15 protein-coding genes are annotated in these 17,804 nt (G+C 72.7%); 8 read left to right on the forward strand and 7 right to left on the reverse strand.

From position 1 onward, the window contains the following. Nucleotides 1-16 precede the first annotated feature (16 nt). From ACH4TG_RS18780 to ACH4TG_RS18790, 3 genes are all read right to left on the reverse strand, one after another. Complete coding sequence (locus ACH4TG_RS18780; RefSeq protein ID WP_398243433.1) at nucleotides 17-640, reverse strand: bifunctional 4-hydroxy-2-oxoglutarate aldolase/2-dehydro-3-deoxy-phosphogluconate aldolase; 624 nt, start codon at nucleotides 638-640, stop codon at nucleotides 17-19. Between the two features lie 208 nt (nucleotides 641-848). After that, nucleotides 849-1,667: an AIM24 family protein gene (locus tag ACH4TG_RS18785; RefSeq protein WP_398243434.1), complete on the reverse strand. Its 819-nt coding sequence runs from the start codon at nucleotides 1,665-1,667 to the stop codon at nucleotides 849-851. Nucleotides 1,668-1,724: 57 nt separating this feature from the next. Beyond that, the gene (locus ACH4TG_RS18790) at nucleotides 1,725-3,035 is read right to left on the reverse strand and encodes an ROK family protein (protein ID WP_398243435.1); all 1,311 of its coding nucleotides are present in this window, start codon (nucleotides 3,033-3,035) and stop codon (nucleotides 1,725-1,727) included. Between the two features lie 149 nt (nucleotides 3,036-3,184). Here ACH4TG_RS18790 and ACH4TG_RS18795 point away from each other — a divergent pair, with 149 nt between their 5' ends. From ACH4TG_RS18795 to ACH4TG_RS18810, 4 genes are read left to right on the forward strand one after another with little or no spacing between them, the layout of a single operon-like run. Further along, the gene (locus ACH4TG_RS18795; protein WP_398243436.1) at nucleotides 3,185-4,531 is read left to right on the forward strand and encodes an ABC transporter substrate-binding protein; all 1,347 of its coding nucleotides are present in this window, start codon (nucleotides 3,185-3,187) and stop codon (nucleotides 4,529-4,531) included. Between the two features lie 16 nt (nucleotides 4,532-4,547). Beyond that, the gene (locus ACH4TG_RS18800) at nucleotides 4,548-5,555 is read left to right on the forward strand and encodes a carbohydrate ABC transporter permease (protein WP_398243437.1); all 1,008 of its coding nucleotides are present in this window, start codon (nucleotides 4,548-4,550) and stop codon (nucleotides 5,553-5,555) included. Nucleotides 5,556-5,577: 22 nt separating this feature from the next. Then, nucleotides 5,578-6,417 carry a carbohydrate ABC transporter permease gene (locus ACH4TG_RS18805; RefSeq protein WP_398243468.1) on the forward strand — a complete coding sequence of 280 codons (840 nt, stop codon included), beginning with the start codon at nucleotides 5,578-5,580 and terminating at the stop codon, nucleotides 6,415-6,417. A gap of 20 nt (nucleotides 6,418-6,437) precedes the next feature. Then, nucleotides 6,438-7,793 carry a GH1 family beta-glucosidase gene (locus tag ACH4TG_RS18810; RefSeq protein ID WP_398243438.1) on the forward strand — a complete coding sequence of 452 codons (1,356 nt, stop codon included), beginning with the start codon at nucleotides 6,438-6,440 and terminating at the stop codon, nucleotides 7,791-7,793. Nucleotides 7,794-7,859: 66 nt separating this feature from the next. Here ACH4TG_RS18810 and sigJ read toward each other — a convergent pair whose 3' ends face one another. Continuing rightward, nucleotides 7,860-8,792, reverse strand: coding sequence for an RNA polymerase sigma factor SigJ (gene sigJ, locus ACH4TG_RS18815; protein ID WP_398243439.1), 933 nt, complete (start codon nucleotides 8,790-8,792; stop codon nucleotides 7,860-7,862). An 88-nt stretch (nucleotides 8,793-8,880) separates the two neighbouring features. On the opposite strand from sigJ, the gene ACH4TG_RS18820 reads away from it, so the two are divergent. After that, complete coding sequence (locus ACH4TG_RS18820) at nucleotides 8,881-9,291, forward strand: hypothetical protein (protein ID WP_398243440.1); 411 nt, start codon at nucleotides 8,881-8,883, stop codon at nucleotides 9,289-9,291. 27 nt (nucleotides 9,292-9,318) lie between these two features. Here ACH4TG_RS18820 and allB read toward each other — a convergent pair whose 3' ends face one another. Next, on the reverse strand, nucleotides 9,319-10,731 hold the full coding sequence (allB, locus tag ACH4TG_RS18825) for an allantoinase AllB (RefSeq protein WP_398243442.1): 1,413 nt from the start codon (nucleotides 10,729-10,731) through the stop codon (nucleotides 9,319-9,321). Between the two features lie 145 nt (nucleotides 10,732-10,876). On the opposite strand from allB, the gene ACH4TG_RS18830 reads away from it, so the two are divergent. Beyond that, complete coding sequence (locus ACH4TG_RS18830) at nucleotides 10,877-11,650, forward strand: IclR family transcriptional regulator (RefSeq protein ID WP_398243443.1); 774 nt, start codon at nucleotides 10,877-10,879, stop codon at nucleotides 11,648-11,650. Nucleotides 11,651-12,317: 667 nt separating this feature from the next. On the opposite strand, the gene ACH4TG_RS18835 is transcribed toward ACH4TG_RS18830, so the two are convergent. Further along, nucleotides 12,318-12,626: a DUF5955 family protein gene (locus tag ACH4TG_RS18835; protein ID WP_398243444.1), complete on the reverse strand. Its 309-nt coding sequence runs from the start codon at nucleotides 12,624-12,626 to the stop codon at nucleotides 12,318-12,320. A 185-nt stretch (nucleotides 12,627-12,811) separates the two neighbouring features. After that, a complete protein-coding gene (locus ACH4TG_RS18840; RefSeq protein WP_398243445.1) occupies nucleotides 12,812-15,112 on the reverse strand; it encodes a protein kinase in 2,301 nt (766 codons plus the stop codon). Between the two features lie 131 nt (nucleotides 15,113-15,243). On the opposite strand from ACH4TG_RS18840, the gene ACH4TG_RS18845 reads away from it, so the two are divergent. After that, complete coding sequence (locus ACH4TG_RS18845; protein WP_398243446.1) at nucleotides 15,244-15,885, forward strand: NTP transferase domain-containing protein; 642 nt, start codon at nucleotides 15,244-15,246, stop codon at nucleotides 15,883-15,885. Between the two features lie 123 nt (nucleotides 15,886-16,008). Then, entirely contained in the window at nucleotides 16,009-17,646 is a 1,638-nt protein-coding gene (gene aceB, locus ACH4TG_RS18850) for a malate synthase A (protein ID WP_398243447.1), read from the forward strand. Nucleotides 17,647-17,804 lie beyond the last annotated feature (158 nt).

The following is a 17,804-nucleotide window of genomic DNA, read 5'->3' on the forward strand; positions in this document are numbered from 1 at the left end:
GCTCCCCCAGGTCGTGTCAGTTCGGGTCGGCCAGGCGCTCCAGCAGGTGGGTGAGGCGCTTGGTGACAGTCTGACGGTCGCCGTCGGTGAGTGCCGACCCCATTCCGACGGCGACGGCGCCCGCGGTGACCCAGTCGGGCGCGGCGGCGACGGTGATGCCGCCGATCGGCAGCAGCGCGACGTGCGGGATGATCGCTCGCAGGTCGACGACCCAGTCCGGGGAGTACGCGGTGGCCGGGTAGAGGGTGAGGGCGTCGGCGCCGAGTTCCATGGCGCGGACGGCTTCGGTGGGCGTGGCGATGCCGGGGAAGACGGGGATGCCGTAGCGGTGGCCGGTGCGCAGTACGGCCTCGTCGAGGTTGGGGGCGAGCAGGAAGCGGGCGCCGGCCTCGATGGCCATCCGGGCGGAGACCTCGTCGAGCACGGTGCCGGCGCCGATCACCGCGTCGTCGCCGACCTCGCGGACCAGGGTGGTGACCGCTTCGAGGGCGAACGGGGTGGTGAGGGAGATCTCCAGGGTGGTGAGGCCGGCGGACAGCAGGGTGTCGGCGGTGGCCGCGGCCTGGTCGTAGCTCTCGGTGCGGATGGTGGCGAAAACCCGCTGGGCCAAGGCGGCCCGGGTGGTCTCCCAGCGGTACACGGCGGTCGCCCACCTTCCTGGAGAGGTGATGCACGGGCTCAGCACGGTACCGGCGCGGTGGCGGCGGGTGATCCCCGGACGGCGGAGCTGTTTCCGCACCGTGACATGAGGGGGGCATGGGCCCCCTGATGCGCCTGGGTCGTGCGGGTCCGGCGTCTCTCCCGGCGTGCGTGCGCGGGTCCGCGGGGGCGCCCCCCGGGCCGTCGGGTCAGCCCACGTGCGTGGAGAACATCCCGCCGGTGGGTCCCTGCTTGTCGCCGCCCTGGGCCTTCTTCAGCGCGTTCGCCAGGCCCTCCAGCGTCATGGACTGGAGGATCACCCGGCCGTTGCCCTCCAGGGTGGCCAGCGACAGGCCCTCGCCGCCGAAGACGGCGTTCATGATGCCCTGGCGGTTGAGGCCGCCGATGCGCTGGACGCCGTACTGGATGCCCTCCTCGAAGGCGACGATGCAGCCGGTGTCGACCTCGATCCGGCCGCCGAAGTCCGCGGGGTTGAGGTCGATGAAGTTGCCGGCGCCGGCGATGATCACGGTGCCGTGGCCGGTGAACTTCTCCAGGATGAAGCCCTCGCCGCCGCTCATGCCCTGCCGGCCGCCGGCGAAGGCGATGCCGAACCGCACGGTGTCCTCGGCGGCCACGAACGCGTCCTTCTCGGCGAACCAGGCGCGCGACCCGCTCAGCTCCAGGGCCCGCATCTCGCCGGGCAGCACCCCGGCGAAGCCGACGGTGCCCTCGCCGCCGGACGCGGTGAAGTACTGGAAGGCCAGCGACTCGCCGGCCAGGGCGCGCTGCCCGACCTGCATGGCGGTGCCCATGGCCTGGCGCAGGAAGCCGCCCATGCCCCCGGCGCCGCCGCCCTGCTGCCCGCCGCCGCCCTGCCCGCCGGGGCCGCCGAGCCGGGTCTCCATGCTGACGTTGGCCGTCTTGAACAGGAACTTGCCCGCCTCGCAGTACACCGTCTGGCCGGGGTTCAGGGTGCAGACGGCCATCTGCATGGCGTTGCCGACGATCTGCTGCTGCAGGGTCACAGCGGGCTCCTCAGGACGAGCTGGTGGTACGCGGGTGGCGCGGTGGGCGCCGCCGGGTCAACGTACCGCCCGGGCGATCCGGTTCCGCAAGTGGTCGGCGCCACTGTCCGGTCCGTCGGTCTGCTGTTCCGGCAGCCGCACCGGGCGCTCGCCGCCGGTGTCGAGGAAGCGGGCCAGCGGGAGGGTCGCGGCGCCGACGGTGACGGCGTCGGGGCCGAGCCTGCCCAGTTCGATGGAGGTCTGCGCGCAGGGGTGGTGCAGGGAGTAGGCGGCGGCGACCTCGCGGACCGCGGGCAGCAGCCGGGGGCCGAGCAGCAGTCCGGCCCAGCCGCCGATGACGATCCGCTGCGGGTTGAAGAGGTTGATCAGGTCGGCGATGCCCGCGCCGAGGTACTCGGCGGCCTCGGCGAGCAGCGCCTCGGCCTCGGGGTCGTGGTCGGCGGCGGCCAGCAGCGCGGCGAGCCCGGTCTCCTCGCTGACGCCTTCGGGCGCCGACGGCCAGCGCTCCAGCAGCGCCTCGGCGCCGACGTACGCCTCCAGGCAGCCGCGGGAGCCGCAGCGGCAGGTGCGCCCGCCGACCCGCAGCGTGGTGTGCCCCCACTCCCCCGCGCTGCTGCTGGCGCCGTGGTACGGGGTGCCGTCGGCGACGACGGCGGCGCCGACGCCGGATCCGATGAGGGCGATGACGACGTTGCGGGAGCCGCGGCCGCCGCCGAACCACATCTCGGCCTGGCCCAGGGTCTTGGCGCCGTTGTCGATGTACAGGGGCAGGGTGGTGCCGGCGCGCAGCAGCCGGCCGAGCGGGACGGCGTCCCAGCCGATGGTCTGGCCGTGCACGACGATGCCGTCGGCGTCGCCGGGGGCCGCGGTCTGCCCGGGTTCCGGCGGGACGTGCTCGACGATGCCGGGTACGCCGATGCCGACGCCGAGCACCTCGCTGTCGTCGATGCCGGCCTCGCGCACCACGGACTCGATGCCCTGCAGGGCCAGGCTCACCACGTGGTCGACGTCGTGCCCGCTGTCGGACAACGGCAGGTCGGCGGAGGCCCGTTCGGTCAGGGCGAGGTCGAACAGCTCGACCCTGACCCGGGTTTCGCCGACGTCGACGCCGACGACGTAGCCGTAGAGGGCGGAGACCTGGAGCAGGATGCGGGGGCGGCCGCCGTCGGACTCGACGGCGCCGGCCTCCTCGACCATGCCGTCCGCGATCAGCTCGCCCACCACGTTGCTGATGGAACCTGCACTCAGACCGGTGTCCCGGCCCAGCTCCTGGCGGCTCAGGGGCCCTTCGAAATACAAATGACGCAGAAGCGATGCACGGTTGCCGCGCCGCAGGTCACGCACGGTCCGTTTGCCCCGCTCAGCCATCGACCCTCCCTCTCCGCCCGTCGCCGGTGAATCTATCGCTGCACGAGGTCTTGACGCCACCTTTTCTCACAAGTTAAATCACGGCCTGAATTAAGGCACAGGCGCTGTTCACTTCCTGAAGCGATCCCCACCCCTGAGAGGGAACCGGTATGCGCACCTCCAGCACCTCCAGCAGACTCCTCGCGGCCACCGCCCTCGTGGCCGCGCTCGGTCTGACCGCCACCGCGTGTGGCGGCGGCAGCTCCGACAGCAGCGGCGGCGACAAGAGCGACCCCGCCAGCCTCAAGGGGCAGACCATCACGTACTGGGCGAGCAACCAGGGCACCAGCCTCGACAACGACAAGCAGGTGCTGACCCCGGAGCTCAACAAGTTCACCCAGCAGACCGGGATCAAGGTCAAGCTGGAGGTGATCGGCTGGGCCGATCTGCTCAACCGCATCCTGGCGGCGACCACCTCCGGGCAGGGCCCGGACGTGCTCAACATCGGCAACACCTGGTCAGCTTCGCTGCAGGCGACCGGCGCCCTCATGCCGTGGGACGCCACCGCGTTCAACACCATCGGCGGCAAGGACCGGTTCGCGCCCGCCGCGATCGCGGCCGCCGGTGCGGCCGGCAAGGACCCGGCCGCGGTGCCGCTGTACTCGATGGCGTACGGCCTGTACTACAACAAGAAGATGTTCGCCGACGCGGGCATCGCCAACCCGCCCAAGACCTGGGACGAGTTGGTCACCGACGCCAAGAAGCTCACCACCGGCGGCCACTACGGCCTCGCGGTCGAGGGCAGCAACGGCGCGGAGAACATCCACCACGTCTTCGTCCTGGCCAAGCAGCGCGGCTCGGACTGGTTCGACTCGTCCGGCAAGGCGACCTTCGACACCCCGGCGAACGTGGCCGCGGTCAAGCAGTACGTCGACTTCATCGCCGCCGACAAGGTCGCCGCCAAGGGCAACGCGGAGTACTCGCAGAACCAGACCATCACCGACTTCGCCACCGGCAAGGCCGCGATGATGATGTGGCAGTCCGCCGCGACCTCCATCAAGTCGCACGGCATGTCGCCCGACCAGTACGGCGTGGTCCCGGTTCCCACCCAGACCGCGGGCGCCACCGGTGACGCGGGCGTGACGTCCATGGTGGCCGGCATCAACCTGGCGGTGTTCCAGAACACCAAGCACAAGGCCGCCGCCGAGGCGCTGGTGAAGTTCATGACCAGCACGCCGGAGCAGAAGATCCTCAACGGCACGTACGGTTCGCTGCCGCCGGTCAAGGAGGCGCAGAGCGACGCGGCGTTCCAGACCCCGGACTTGAAGGTGCTGGCGAGCGTGCTCGGCTCCTCCGCCGCGCCGCTGCCGCAGGTGCCCAACGAGGCGCAGTTCGAGACGCTGGTCGGCACCGCGGTCAAGGACCTGTTCGCCGACGCCGCGGCGGGCAAGCCCGTCACCACCGACTCCGTCAAGGCCGCGCTGACCAAGGCGCAGCAGCAGATGCCCGCGTCCTAAGGATCGGCCCTCCTCCATGACTGCGACCGCCCCCACAAGGCGCGCACCCGAAGCCGGCCCCGGCAGCAGCGGCAAGACCGCTGCCGGGCGCCGGCTCCGGCCGCGTGCGAGAGAACGGCTGCGCCAGATCGGCCTGCCGTACCTGCTCCTGCTCCCCGCCCTCATCGCCGAACTGCTGATCCACATCGTGCCGATGTTCTTCGGCATCGTCATCAGCTTCAAGAACCTGACGCTCTTCTTCATCCGCAACTGGAGCAAGGCCCCCTGGGCCGGGTTCGACAACTACCGCGCCGCGATCAAGATCCACCAGCCCATCGGCCAGGCGCTGCTGCACTCGTTCTGGGTGACGCTGGCCTACACCGTACTGTCGGTGGGCCTGTCGTGGCTGCTGGGCACCGCCGCCGCGATCCTGATGCAGGACTCCTTCCGCGGCCGCGCGCTGATGCGCGCGATCTTCCTGGTGCCGTACGCGCTGCCGGCCTACGCGGCGCTGATCACCTGGACGTTCATGTTCCAGCAGGACACCGGCCTGGTGAACCACGTGCTGCACGACCAGTTGCACGTGACGTCGAACAAGCCGTTCTGGCTGATCGGCGACAACTCCTTCTGGGCGATGGTCATCGTCTCGGTGTGGAAGTCCTGGCCGTTCGCCTTCCTGGCGCTGATGGCCGGCCTGCAGAACATCCCGCGCGAGCTGTACGAGGCCGCGGCGATGGACGGCGCCGGTGTCTGGCAGCAGATCCGGAAGATCACCATGCCGTCGCTGCGGCCGGTCAACCAGGTGCTGGTGCTGGTGCTGTTCCTGTGGACGTTCAACGACTTCAACACGCCGTACGTGATGTTCGGCCAGTCCGCGCCGCACCAGGCCGACCTGATCTCGATCCACATCTACCAGTCGTCGTTCATCACCTGGAACTTCGGCTCGGGCTCGGCGATGTCCGTGCTCCTGCTGCTGTTCCTGCTGCTGGTCACGGCGGTGTACCTGCTGCTCACGTCCAGGAAGCGGGGCGACGCCGATGCCTAGGATCCCCGACCAGCCGTCCCCCATGGCGCAGCCGAAGTCCTTCATCTGGACCCGGCGCATCGTGCTCACCCTGCTGCTGGTGTTCGTGCTGACGCCGGTGTACGTGATGCTCAGCTCGTCCCTGAAGAACCTCCAGGACGTGCAGGGTTCGTTCAAGTGGATACCGCACGGGCTGACCATCCGTCCGTACCTGGACATCTGGAAGACCGTTCCGCTCGCGCACTACTTCATGAACTCGCTGATCGTGTCGGTGAGCGCGACGGTCTTCTCGGTGGTGGTGGCGATCTTCGCCGCCTACGGCGTCAGCCGCTACCGCTTCGCGGGCCGCAAGGTGTTCACCGTGACGGTGCTGTCCACCCAGATGTTCCCCGGCATCCTGTTCCTGCTGCCGCTGTACCTGATCTTCGTCAACATCGGGAACAGCACGGGCATCACCCTCAACGGCAGCCGGCTCGGGCTGATCATCACGTATCTGACGTTCTCGCTGCCGTTCTCCATCTGGATGCTGGTCGGCTACTTCGACTCGATCCCGCGGGACCTCGACGAGGCCGCGAAGGTGGACGGCTGCGGGCCGTTCGGCGCGCTGTTCCGCGTCGTCGTGCCGGCGGCCATTCCCGGCATCGTCGCGGTGAGCGTCTACGCCTTCATGACCGCCTGGGGCGAGGTGCTGTTCGCCTCGGTCATGACGAACTCCAGTACCCGCACGCTCGCCGTCGGCCTGCGCGAGTACGCCACCCAGAACGACGTCTACTGGAACCAGGTCATGGCCGCCTCGCTCGTGGTGAGCGTGCCGGTGGTCGCCGGATTCCTGCTTCTGCAGCGTTACTTGGTCGCCGGCCTGACCGCCGGTGCCGTCAAGTGACCCCCACCGAAAGGTAACTTGTGAACGACCTGAGCGCTCTTCCCGCCGATTTCGTCTGGGGAGCGGCCACCGCCGCGTACCAGATCGAGGGCGCGGTGGACGAGGACGGCCGGGCCCCGTCCATCTGGGACACCTTCTCCCACACCCCCGGCAAGGTCGCGGGCGGCGACACCGGCGACGTCGCCTGCGACCACTACCACCGCGTGCCCGAGGACCTGGAGCTGATGAAGGCTCTGAGCCTGGACTCGTACCGGTTCTCCGTCGCGTGGCCGCGGATCTTCCCGCAGGGCTCCGGCACCCTCAACCAGCCCGGCCTGGACTTCTACGACCGGCTGGTGGACTCGCTGCTGGAAGCGGGCATCACCCCCAACGCGACGCTCTACCACTGGGATCTGCCGCAGGCGCAGCAGGACCGCGGAGGCTGGCCCGAGCGGGAGACCGCCGAGCGGTTCGCCGCGTACGCGGCGGTCGTCGCCGAGGCCCTCGGCGACCGGGTCAAGGACTGGGCGACCCTCAACGAGCCCCTTTGCTCGGCGTGGATCGGCCACCTCGAGGGCACCATGGCGCCCGGCTGGACCGATCTGAGCGCCGCCGTGCGCGCCTCGTTCCACCTGCACCTGGGCCACGGCCTGGCGGTGCAGGCGCTCCGCGCCGCGCACTCCGACCTGCGGATCGGCATCGTCAACAACCTCAGCCCGATCGTGGCGGCCAGCGACCGCGACGAGGACGTCGCGGCCGCCCGCCGCGCCGACGGGCACACCAACCGCTGGTGGCTGGACCCGATCCACGGGCGCGGCTACCCGCAGGACATGGTGGAGCTGTACGGCGTCGAACTGCCGGTCAAGGACGGCGACATGGAGCTGATCGCGGCTCCGCTGGACTGGCTGGGCCTGAACTACTACTTCCCGCAGACCGTCGTGGACGACCCGACCGGGCCGGCCCCGCACGCGAAGATGACCTACGTGCCGGGGCTGCGGCGCACCGCGATGGACTGGGAGGTCAACGCGGGCGGCCTGGAGCAGCTGCTGGTCCGGCTGTCGGAGGAGTACGGCGCCCGGAAGATCTTCGTCACCGAGAACGGCTCCGCCTACCTGGACACGGTCGGCGAGGACGGGCAGGTCGACGACCCGGAGCGGGTGGAGTACCTGGAGGAGCACCTGGCCGCCTGCGCCCGCGCCGTCGGGCGGGGCGTGCCGCTGGCCGGCTACTACGCCTGGTCGCTGCTGGACAACTTCGAGTGGGCGTACGGCTACGACAAGCGCTTCGGTCTGGTGCACGTCGACTACGCCACGCAGGTCCGCACCGTGAAGGGCAGCGGACGCCGGTACGCGGACATCATCGCCGCACACCGGCGCAGGGTCCGGCGCGCGGCCTGACCCCGCGCGCCGGCCGGTGGCCCGGGGGCTGCGTCCCGGGCCACCGGCTTTCTTTCGTGCTCGTGCTCACCAGGCGGTGAGCTTCTCCGGGTTGCGCACGGTCCAGATCTCGGAGATCCGGCCGTCGCCGGTGAAGGCGAACGCGGCCACGGAGACGGTCGTGCCCGCGTGCCGGGCGACGAGGCCGGGCTGCCCGTTCACCGTCCGCACCTCCAGGGCGAGTCCGGGGGCCCGGTCCACGAAGTGCACAAGGTACTGCGCGATGCGCTCGCCGCCCTCGACCGGGCGGGCGTTGGCGCCCGCCAGTCCGCCGCCGTCGGTGGTCATCACGGCGCCGGGGTCGAGGAGGCCGACCAGGGCCGCGATGTCCTTCGCCTGCCAGGCCTGCTGGAACTCCTTGATGCGGGCGGCCTGTTGCGCCGCCGCTGCCGTCGGGGCGGTCGAGTCCGCTGCCGCCGGGCCCGGTTGGGCGGCGCGGACGCGGCGGCGCGCCGAGGCCGCCAGCTGCCGGCAGGCCGCCGGGGTGCGGCCGACCACGTCCGCGATCTCGGCGAAGGAGTACCGGAAGACGTCGTGCAGCACGAACGCCACCCGCTCGGCGGGCGTCACCGACTCCAGCAGGACGAGGAAGGCCATGTGCACGGACTCGTCGAGGGCGACGCGGTCCGCGGGGTCGGTGCCGTCCGCCGCGTGCCCGAGCCGCTGCCCGGCGCCGGGCAGCGGCTCGGGCAGCCACACGCCGACGTAGCGCTCGCGCCGCACCCGCGCCGACCGCAGCAGGTCCAGGCAGATGCGGCCGGCCACCGTGGTCAGCCAGGCTGCGGGCACCTCGACGTCCTGCCGCTGCCGCGGCGACAGCCCGTACCAGCGGGCGTAGGTCTCCTGCACCGCGTCCTCGGCCTCGGTCAGCGAACCCAGCAGCCGGTAGGCGAGGCTGGTCAGGTGCTGCCGTTCACCGGCCACCCCGTGCTCGCCATCGGTCCTGACCGCAGCGGCCACGGTCCACCTCACATTTCGCGGGCCTGCCTCGTCGTGGTACCGAAACCGTACCCACCGACTGCCGCGAGGCAGAAGGGAGGGCCAGTTCATGGCCGTCCAGACCACCGCAGCGCCGAGCAGCACCACCGCCTTCGTCCGCGTCGCGGTCGCCCTGCAGACCCTCGCCATCTTCTTCCAGGCGGTCACCGCGGGGGTGCTGCTCGGCTCGTCGCACGGCGAGGCGCTGCACAGCGCGGGGGCGCGGGTGATGTACGGCGCGTCGATGCTGTACGTGCTCGCCGCGGTCCTGGCCTGGAAGCCGGGCGGCGGCTCGCCCCGCCCGGTCGGGTACGCGACCGGCTTCCTGGTCCTCGCCTCGGTGCAGGTGGTGCTGGGCATCAAGCACGTGCCGTCGGTCCATGTGCCGCTGGGCGTGCTGATGTTCGGCCTGAGCGTGCTGGTGCTGGGCCAGCAGCTGACCCGGCGCGGGGACATGCCGGGTGGCGGGGAGGGCCGCTGACCGCCGCCCGGGCTGCCCGGCCCGCGGTCAGCGGGGGCGGGCGGCCGGGCGGGTGAGCAGCCGGCCGGCGGGCTCGCCGCCGGTCAGGCGGCCGTCGCCGGCGATCGGCCGGCCGCGCAGGTAGGTCGCGCGGACCACGCCGTGCAGGGTCCGCCCGGCGTAGGCGGTGAGGGGGTTGCGGTGGTGCAGCCGCGCCGGGTCCACGGTGAAGGTCTCGTCGGGCGCGAGCACCGCGAAGTCGGCGTCGTGGCCGGGTGCGACGGCGCCCTTGGTGCCGGCGAGGCCGGCCAGCGCGGCCGGGCCCGCGGACATCCAGCGGGCGATGTCGGCGACGGTGTGGCCGCGCCGCCTGGCCTCCGTCCAGACCGCGGACAGGCCCAGTTGCAGCGAGGAGATGCCGCCCCAGGCGGCGGCGAAGTCGCCGGTGTCGCGGGCCTTGAGGTCGACGGTGGACGGGGAGTGGTCGGAGACCACGCAGTCGATCGTGCCGTCGGCCAGCGCCTGCCACAGGGCGTCCTGGTTGGCCGCCTCGCGGATCGGCGGGCAGCACTTGAACTCCGTTGCCCCGTCCGGGACTTCCTCGGCGGTGAGGGTGAGGAAGTGCGGGCAGGTCTCGACGGTGACCCGCACGCCCTCGCGCCGGGCCGCGGCGATCAGCGGCAGCGCGCTCGCGGAGGACAGGTGGAGGATGTGGATGCGGGCCCCGAACCGCCGGGCGAGCGCGATGAGTCCGGCGATCGCGGTGTCCTCGGCGGCCGGCGGGCGCGAGGCGAGGAAGTCGGCGTACCGCGGCCCGGGACGCCGAGGAGCCGCGTCGATCAGCCGCGGGTCCTCGGCGTGCACGATGAGCAGCCCGTCGAACTGCGTCAACTCCGCGAGTGCATCGGCTAGTTCGTCCTGGCTCAGCTGCGGGAACTCGTCCACGCCGGAGTGCAGCAGGAAGCACTTGAAGCCGAAGACGCCCGCGTCGTGCAGCGGCCGCAGGTCCTTGGCGTTGCCGGGGACGGCGCCGCCCCAGAAACCGGTGTCGACGTGCACCCGGCCGAGGGCGGCGGCGCGCTTGACGTCGAGGTGGGCGGTCGTGGTGGTCGGCGGGATGCTGTTCAGCGGCATGTCGATCACCGTGGTGATCCCGCCGGCCGCGGCGGCCGCGGTCGCGGTCGCGAAGCCCTCCCACTCGGCGCGCCCGGGGTCGTTGATGTGCACATGAGTGTCGACCAGGCCGGGCAGCAGGACGTCGTCCCCGAGGTCGGTGAGCCGGGCGCCGGCCGGCGGCGGCGCGTCATGGGGCAGGACCGCGGCGATGGTGCCGCCGGCCACCAGGACCGAGGCGGCCCTCTCGCCTTCGGGCGTCACGACGCGCGTCGAGCGCAGGACCTGCTCCTCCACTGCCACGGGGGCCTCCGCCTGGAAGAAATTCAACGATCTGTTGACGGCCATGGTGGGTATCGTTCTGCCCGGCGTCAAGGGCGGTACGATTCCACAGAGTGAAAGCTATATTCCGCATGGTGTGGTTCTGCGGCGTGCGGATCCGCGTCGTACGGACGTCGTCCACCGGGAAGCCGGTCGACCGAGGGGAGCGCAGGTGTCTGCTGACCGGACCGGGGGCGTCCAGTCGCTGGAACGCGCCTTCGACCTGCTGGAGCGGATGGCCGACGCGGGCGGCGAGGTGGGCCTGAGCGAGCTGTCCGCCGGCAGCGGGCTGCCGCTGCCCACCATCCACCGGCTCATGCGGACGCTCGTGGCCTGCGGATACGTCCGCCAGCAGCCCAACCGCCGCTATGCGCTCGGCCCCCGGCTGATCCGGCTCGGCGAGAGCGCCTCCCGGCTGCTGGGCACCTGGGCCCGGCCGTACCTGGCGGAACTGGTCGAGGCGACCGGTGAGACCGCGAACATGGCGCTGCTCGACGGCGACGAGGTCGTCTACGTCGCGCAGGTCCCGTCCCGGCACTCGATGCGGATGTTCACCGAGGTCGGGCGGCGGGTGCTGCCGCACTCCACCGGCGTCGGCAAGGCGCTGCTGGCGTCGGTCCCGCCGGAGGAGGTGCGGGCGCTGCTCGGCCGTACCGGTATGCCCGCGGCGACCGACCGGACGATCACCGACCCGGACGCTTTTCTGGCGGAGCTGGAGCGGATCCGGGCGCTCGGGTACGCCGTCGACGACAACGAGCAGGAGGTCGGGGTGCGGTGCCTGGCGGTGACGGTTCCCGACTCCCCCACTGCTGCGGCCATTTCCATCTCCGGCCCGGCCGGTCGGGTCACCGAGGGCGCCACGGACAAGATCGTTCCCGTGCTGCAGGGGGTGGCTCGGCAGTTGTCGGTCGCGCTCTCCAACGCGGGTGCGGCGCCTCTGGGTTGAGCTCGGCTCGCCATCCGGGGTGCCCCCGGATCCTGCTCTGCCGCCTGCCGCGCCGTCGTGGCTGTTCGCGCTGGGGGCACCTCCCAGGCGAAGCGCTGGGGGACCCCGCGTCCCTTGCGGGGTCCGGGGTGCCCTGCGGGGTGCTCTGCCGTGTGCGGGTCTCGTCGTGGCTGGTGGCGCAGTTCCCCGCGCCCCTGGCGGTGCACCTTCGGTGGGTGGGGTCGGGGCCGCCACGGGAGTATCTCCTCGGAACTGTGCGTGCGGCTCTCTCCATTGGGTGGGCCGGGAGCATGCACAGTTCCTGCGGGGACACTCCCGCACCGTCCCCTCCCGGGCCGTCCCCCGACTGCGGGAGGACATTGGCCTGAGCTCCCCTGCCCACCGGGCGCACCCAAGGGGCGCGGGGTCCCCCAGCGCGACCAGCCACGACGGCGCAGCACCCGGCAACGGCGGCCCGGGGGCACCCCGGATTCCCGCCCCGGAGGGGCGATGCTCCAGGAGCGCGGGGAACTCCGCGACCAGCCACAGCGCACGTGGCAGACGGCAAATCACCCGGCGGGGCAGCCCAGTTGCCGAAGGGGCGCGGGGAACTGCGCGCCCAGGCACGACGCATGTCGCAGACGGCGAACCACCTGGCGGGGCAGCCCCGTTGCCGAAGGGGCGCGGGTCAGCGGGGTGACGCCACCGCCTCGACAGCCTCCCTGAGAACTTCCAAAGCAACGGACAACGCACTGACCGACCCCAGCGCGGCAGCAACCAGCAGTAAGGAGTGCCGCAGCCGCTCCGTGTCAGGAACGGCCTCGGCCGCGCACGCGGCCAGCACGTCGAGTTCGTCCTCGGCCACCGCGCGGTCCGGTAACGGCCGCCGGTAGGTGGCGAGTTCACGCTTCAGGCGGGTCACCGCGACCAGCAGTCCGGCGGCCCCGAGTTCGCCGAGCGCGGGCGCGGACGCACCACCGCGGTCGTCTTCGAGCACCTGTGTCTCCCCCAACACGTACCAATCCCCTGTCTTCTGCCCTGCTCGCTCGCACCACGTGATCGCCGGACGGGCCATCCGGGGCGGCTCAGTAAACGCGACTCGGCCCCGCCGCGCTATACGCTCCAACGAAATTGCGCTGAATTCCGTGCCGCGCACCGCTCCAGGGGTCCGGCGAGAGGCCCCTACAGATCACTTTCGGCACTCTGGTCCACGAGGCGCCACACCGTCACGTCGATGACGGCGTACTGCAACGACGCGGCGGGCGGAGTGATCTGACGGAGAGTCACCAGTGCGATGGTGCCGTCCACCAGACGCACGCACACCCGGCCGCTGCCCGGGCTCAGCGCGTGCCGCGGGACGGACGTGAGCTGCGGGCCGGTGTCGGTGCGGCACGCCTCCGCGGTCGGCGGCAGGCCCGGATCCAGCACGGTCAGATGCGCCTGGTGCGCCTCCGCGACGAAGGACTGCCCGTCGGCGGAGAACCCGAAGGCCCCTCCGGAAGCGTCCGGTTGGACGGACGGGGGGTTCTCGTGCAGCGCCAGGGAGTTCCCGGACGGCAGCCGGATCCCCGGGTACACCTCCCCGGCCGCCGGGTCGCCTTGGCCGGTCGGGTCGGTGGGCGTGGCGGACGCGGACGGCGTGCCGCCGGGCTGCGGGACGGAGGAAGTGGGCGCGGCGGCGGGCGCGGTCGCGCCGAACCCCTTGCCGCGCGCGTCGTCCCGACCGCTCCCGCCCAGCCCGCCGGCCAGCGTGATCCCCGCGGTGACGGCGACGACCAGCCCCACGGCGGCGGCCGCCACCCCCGCGGTCCTGCGCCGCGGCCGTACCAGCGGCAGATGGGCCAGATGCGGGAAGTGGGAAAGGTGAGGGATGTGGGGGAACTGCGGCCGGTGCGGCCAGTGCAGACCGCCCGGCGCGGGCGCGCCCGGCGGCGGCACCGGGGCACCTCCTCCGGGCAGCGGCGCCTGGACCGGACCACCCGGCGGGGGCCCGGGAACAGGGCCGCCGGGTGCGGGTACGGGCGCGGGCACGCCAGGGGCCGGCGGCGCACCGGGCGACCCCGGTGGCGGTCCCTGCGGCCCAGCGGGCGGCGCGCCCGCAGGAAGGCCCGCAGGAGGGCACGGAGGAGAGCCGCCCGGCACCGGAGCAGGCCCCATCGGGACGGGACCGCCAGGCGTGGCCCCAGGGGCCGTCGGCAGCCCGCCGGGCGCCGGGCCCGGGGGTGCGGCGGGAGGCCGCGCAACAGGCGTTCCCGGCGCGGCAATCGGCACCTGCGGCACAGCGGCGGACGCTCCCGGACCGGCAGGCGGCGCCTGCGGCGACCCAACAGGCCCACCCGGCAGGGCAGTCGGCGACTGAGGCACGGCGGCGGGCGCTCCCGCCGCGGGCGCCGGCGCAACAGGACCGCCTGGAGCGGCAGTTTGACCCTGCGAGGCGGCAACGGGCCCGCGCGGAACGGCAGTCGGCGGCTGAGGCACGGCAACGGGCCCGCCCGGCGTGGGCGCCGGGGTCTGCGGGGGCGCAACGGGGCCGCCCGCGGGCGGTGTCGGGGGCGCGGGGGCCGGGGGGATGGCGGGGTGCGGAGGGGCCGGGGCGGGCATCGCGGGGACGATGGCGGCGAGCAGGGCGGGCGGCAGCCACGTGTCGGGCCGGGGGCCGGCGGGCACGGCCTGGGCGCACATGGCGGTGACCTGGGCGAGCGAGGGGCGCAGGCCCGGCTCCTTGATCAGGCAGCGGGTGACGATCTCCCGCAGCTCGCCCGGGAGTTCGTTGAGGTCGGGCTCGTCCTGCTGGATGCGAGCCGGGGCGTCGAAGGGCGGGCGTCCGATGGACGCGTAGGCCGCGACCTGACCCAGGGCGAAGACGTCGGTGGCCGGCACGGCCGGCTTGCCCGCGGCCTGTTCCGGCGCGAGGAAGGCCGGCCCGGTGCCCTCGGCCGTCCCGTCGGCGGCCGGAGCGGCGAGCGCGGCCAGCCCGTAGCCGGTGGCCTTGGGCCCGTCCGCGGCGAGCAGCACATGGGCCGGGCGCAGGTCGCCGTGGACGACGCCGGCGTGGTGCAGCGCCTGGAGCGTCTCGGCGAGCCCGGCCACCAGCCGCAGCACGACCCGGGTGGGCAGCGGGCCCGTCCCGTCCACCGCACGGTCCAGCGGCAGCGCGGGCACGAACGCGGTGGCGATCCAGAACCGGCCGCCCTCCTGGCCGCTGCCGAGCACGGGCACCGCACCCGGCGCCTGCACCCGCCCGGCGTCCTGGGCGTCGTGGTGGAAGCGCGCGGCGAAACCGTCGCGGGCGGCGCGTTCGGGGTGGACGACGGTGAGCGCCACCGGCTGACCGCCGGGCGCGTGCGCGAAGTAGACCCGGCCGAGCGCGCTCGTGCCGAGCCGGGCGCTGATCCGGTGCCCGGAGACGGACGCCGGGTCGTCGCCGGTCGTCGGCTCGAACGCCGGCCCCTGGATGTCGGGGCCGCTGTGCGAAGCGCCCATCAGTCCCCGTTCCTCCCCAGTGCTCACCGCACAGGCGCCGCACCTCGCGCGACACGGCCCGACGATACCGGAACACGCCGCGCCGCCTGCGCCCTGTTCCGCCGCGGCGCCGCGCGCGGTATCCAGGAGGGATGGACGCAAAAGGCGAGGTGGCCGGACTGCTGCTGGCAGCCGGTGGGGGGCGGCGGCTGGGGGGCAGGCCGAAGGCGCTGCTGCCGTACGGGGAGCGGCCGCTCGTGGAGCACGCGGTCGCGGTGCTGCGCGAGGGCGGCTGCGGCCCGGTGCACGTGGTGCTGGGGGCGGCCGCGGCCGAGGTGCGCGAACGGGCCGATCTGACCGGCTGCGTGGTGGTGGAGAACCCGCACTGGGCGGAGGGCATGGGCTCGTCGCTGCGGGCCGGGCTGGCCTCGCTGGCGGCCGCGCGGGACCGGCCGTCCGCGACGGTGATCGGGCTGGTGGACCAGCCGGGGGTGACCGGGGCCGCGGTGGCGCGGGTGATCGACGCGGCGCGGCAGGGGGACGACATGGTGTCGAGCCTGGTGTCGGCGATGTACGACGGCCGGCGCGGCCATCCGGTGCTGATCGGCGCCAGCCGCTGGGCCGGGGTGGCGATGAGCGCGGGCGAGGACCGGGGGGCGCGCACGTACCTGCGGGAGCACGCGGAGCAGACCGTGCTGGTGGAGTGCGGTGACATCAGCGATCACACGGACATCGACACCCCCGCGGACCTGCGGCTTCTGGCCGAGGCTGCACAGCGTGCCACAAAACGTTGAACTTCCGCACTGCGAAACCTATGCTCCACCTTGCAGAAAGCACCCATCGCACGGACCGGTCCGGCACCGCGTGCCACACCCCTTGCGGTGCCGGGCCGGGCACCCCTCTGGAGGAGTGACACCATGTCCGCAAGCAGCTCGTCCCCGGCGGTCGTCAGCCCGGCCGCAGGCCCGGTTCCCCGCGGGGAGGAGGTGCTGACCCCGCAGGCGCTGGCCTTCCTCGGCGACCTGCACCGGCGGTTCGCCCCGCGCCGGGCCGAGCTGCTGGAGCGGCGCGCGCGGCGGCGCGCCGAGATCGCCCGCACCGCCACCCTCGACTTCCTGCCGGAGACCGCGCACGTGCGCGACGGCGACTGGCAGGTCGCCCCGGCCCCGGCGGCGCTCCAGGACCGCAGGGTGGAGATCACCGGGCCGACCGACCGGAAGATGACGATCAACGCGCTCAACTCCGGGGCGCGGATCTGGCTCGCGGACTTCGAGGACGCCTCCGCGCCCACCTGGGAGAACGTCGTCGGCGGCCAGCTGAACCTGATCGACGCCTACGAGCGGCGGATCGACTTCACCTCGCCCGAGGGCAAGACGTACGCCCTCAAGGACGCGGACGAGCTGGCGACCGTGGTCACGCGCCCGCGCGGCTGGCACCTGGACGAGCGGCACCTGACGGTCGACGGCGAGCCGATCCCCGGCGGCCTGGTCGACTTCGGCCTCTACTTCTTCCACAACGCGCAGCGCCTGATCGACCTCGGCAAGGGCCCGTACTTCTACCTGCCCAAGACCGAGTCGCACCTCGAAGCGCGGCTGTGGAACGACGTGTTCGTCTTCGCCCAGGACCGGCTCGGCATCCCGCAGGGCACCGTGCGGGCCACCGTGCTGATCGAGACGATCACCGCCGCGTACGAGATGGAGGAGATCCTCTACGAACTGCGCGACCACGCCTCGGGGCTGAACGCCGGCCGCTGGGACTACCTGTTCTCGATCGTGAAGAACTTCCGCGACGGCGGCCCGCGGTTCGTGCTGCCGGACCGCAACGCGGTGACGATGACCGCGCCGTTCATGCGCGCGTACACCGAGCTGCTGGTGCGCACCTGCCACAAGCGCGGCGCCCACGCGATCGGCGGCATGGCGGCGTTCATCCCGTCGCGCCGCGACGCGGAGGTCAACCGGGTGGCGTTCGAAAAGGTCAAGGCCGACAAGGACCGGGAGGCCGGGGACGGCTTCGACGGCTCCTGGGTCGCCCACCCCGACCTGGTGCCGATCGCCCGCGCCTCCTTCGACGCGGTGCTCGGCGACCGCCCGCACCAGAAGGACCGGCTGCGCGAGGACGTGCACGTCACGGCCGAGCAGCTCATCGACATCGCGTCGCTCCACGCCAAGCCGACGTTCGAGGGCCTGCGCAACGCCGTCCAGGTCGGCATCCGCTACATCGAGGCGTGGCTGCGCGGCCTCGGCGCGGTGGCCATCTTCAACCTGATGGAGGACGCGGCGACCGCGGAGATCTCCCGGTCGCAGATCTGGCAGTGGACCAACGCCGGCGTGGTCTTCGACGATGTCGAGGGCACCGGCCAGGCGGGCAAGGCCACGCCCGAACTGGTCCGCCAGGTCGCCGCCGACGAGCTCACCGCGATCCGCGACGAGGTCGGCGAGGACGCCTTCGCGACCGGCAAGTGGACCGAGGCGTACGAGCTGCTGCTGCGGACGGCGCTGGACACCGAGTACGTCGACTTCCTGACGCTGCCGGCGTACGAGCTGCTCCAGAGCTGAGCCCGGTAGGACTCGGGGACATCGGCGGACACGGGGATCGGCGGGCGGATTCGGGCGGGGCTTAGAGGAGCTAACACAATGCTCGGATGCGTCTGAAGACGATGATGCAGCAGGCGAGCTTGAGGAAGGCCTCGTGGATGTCGTCGCGGACTTCCCAG

The sequence above is a fragment of the Streptomyces sp. NPDC020917 genome (assembly GCF_044333795.1).
GTDB lineage: Bacteria > Actinomycetota > Actinomycetes > Streptomycetales > Streptomycetaceae > Actinacidiphila.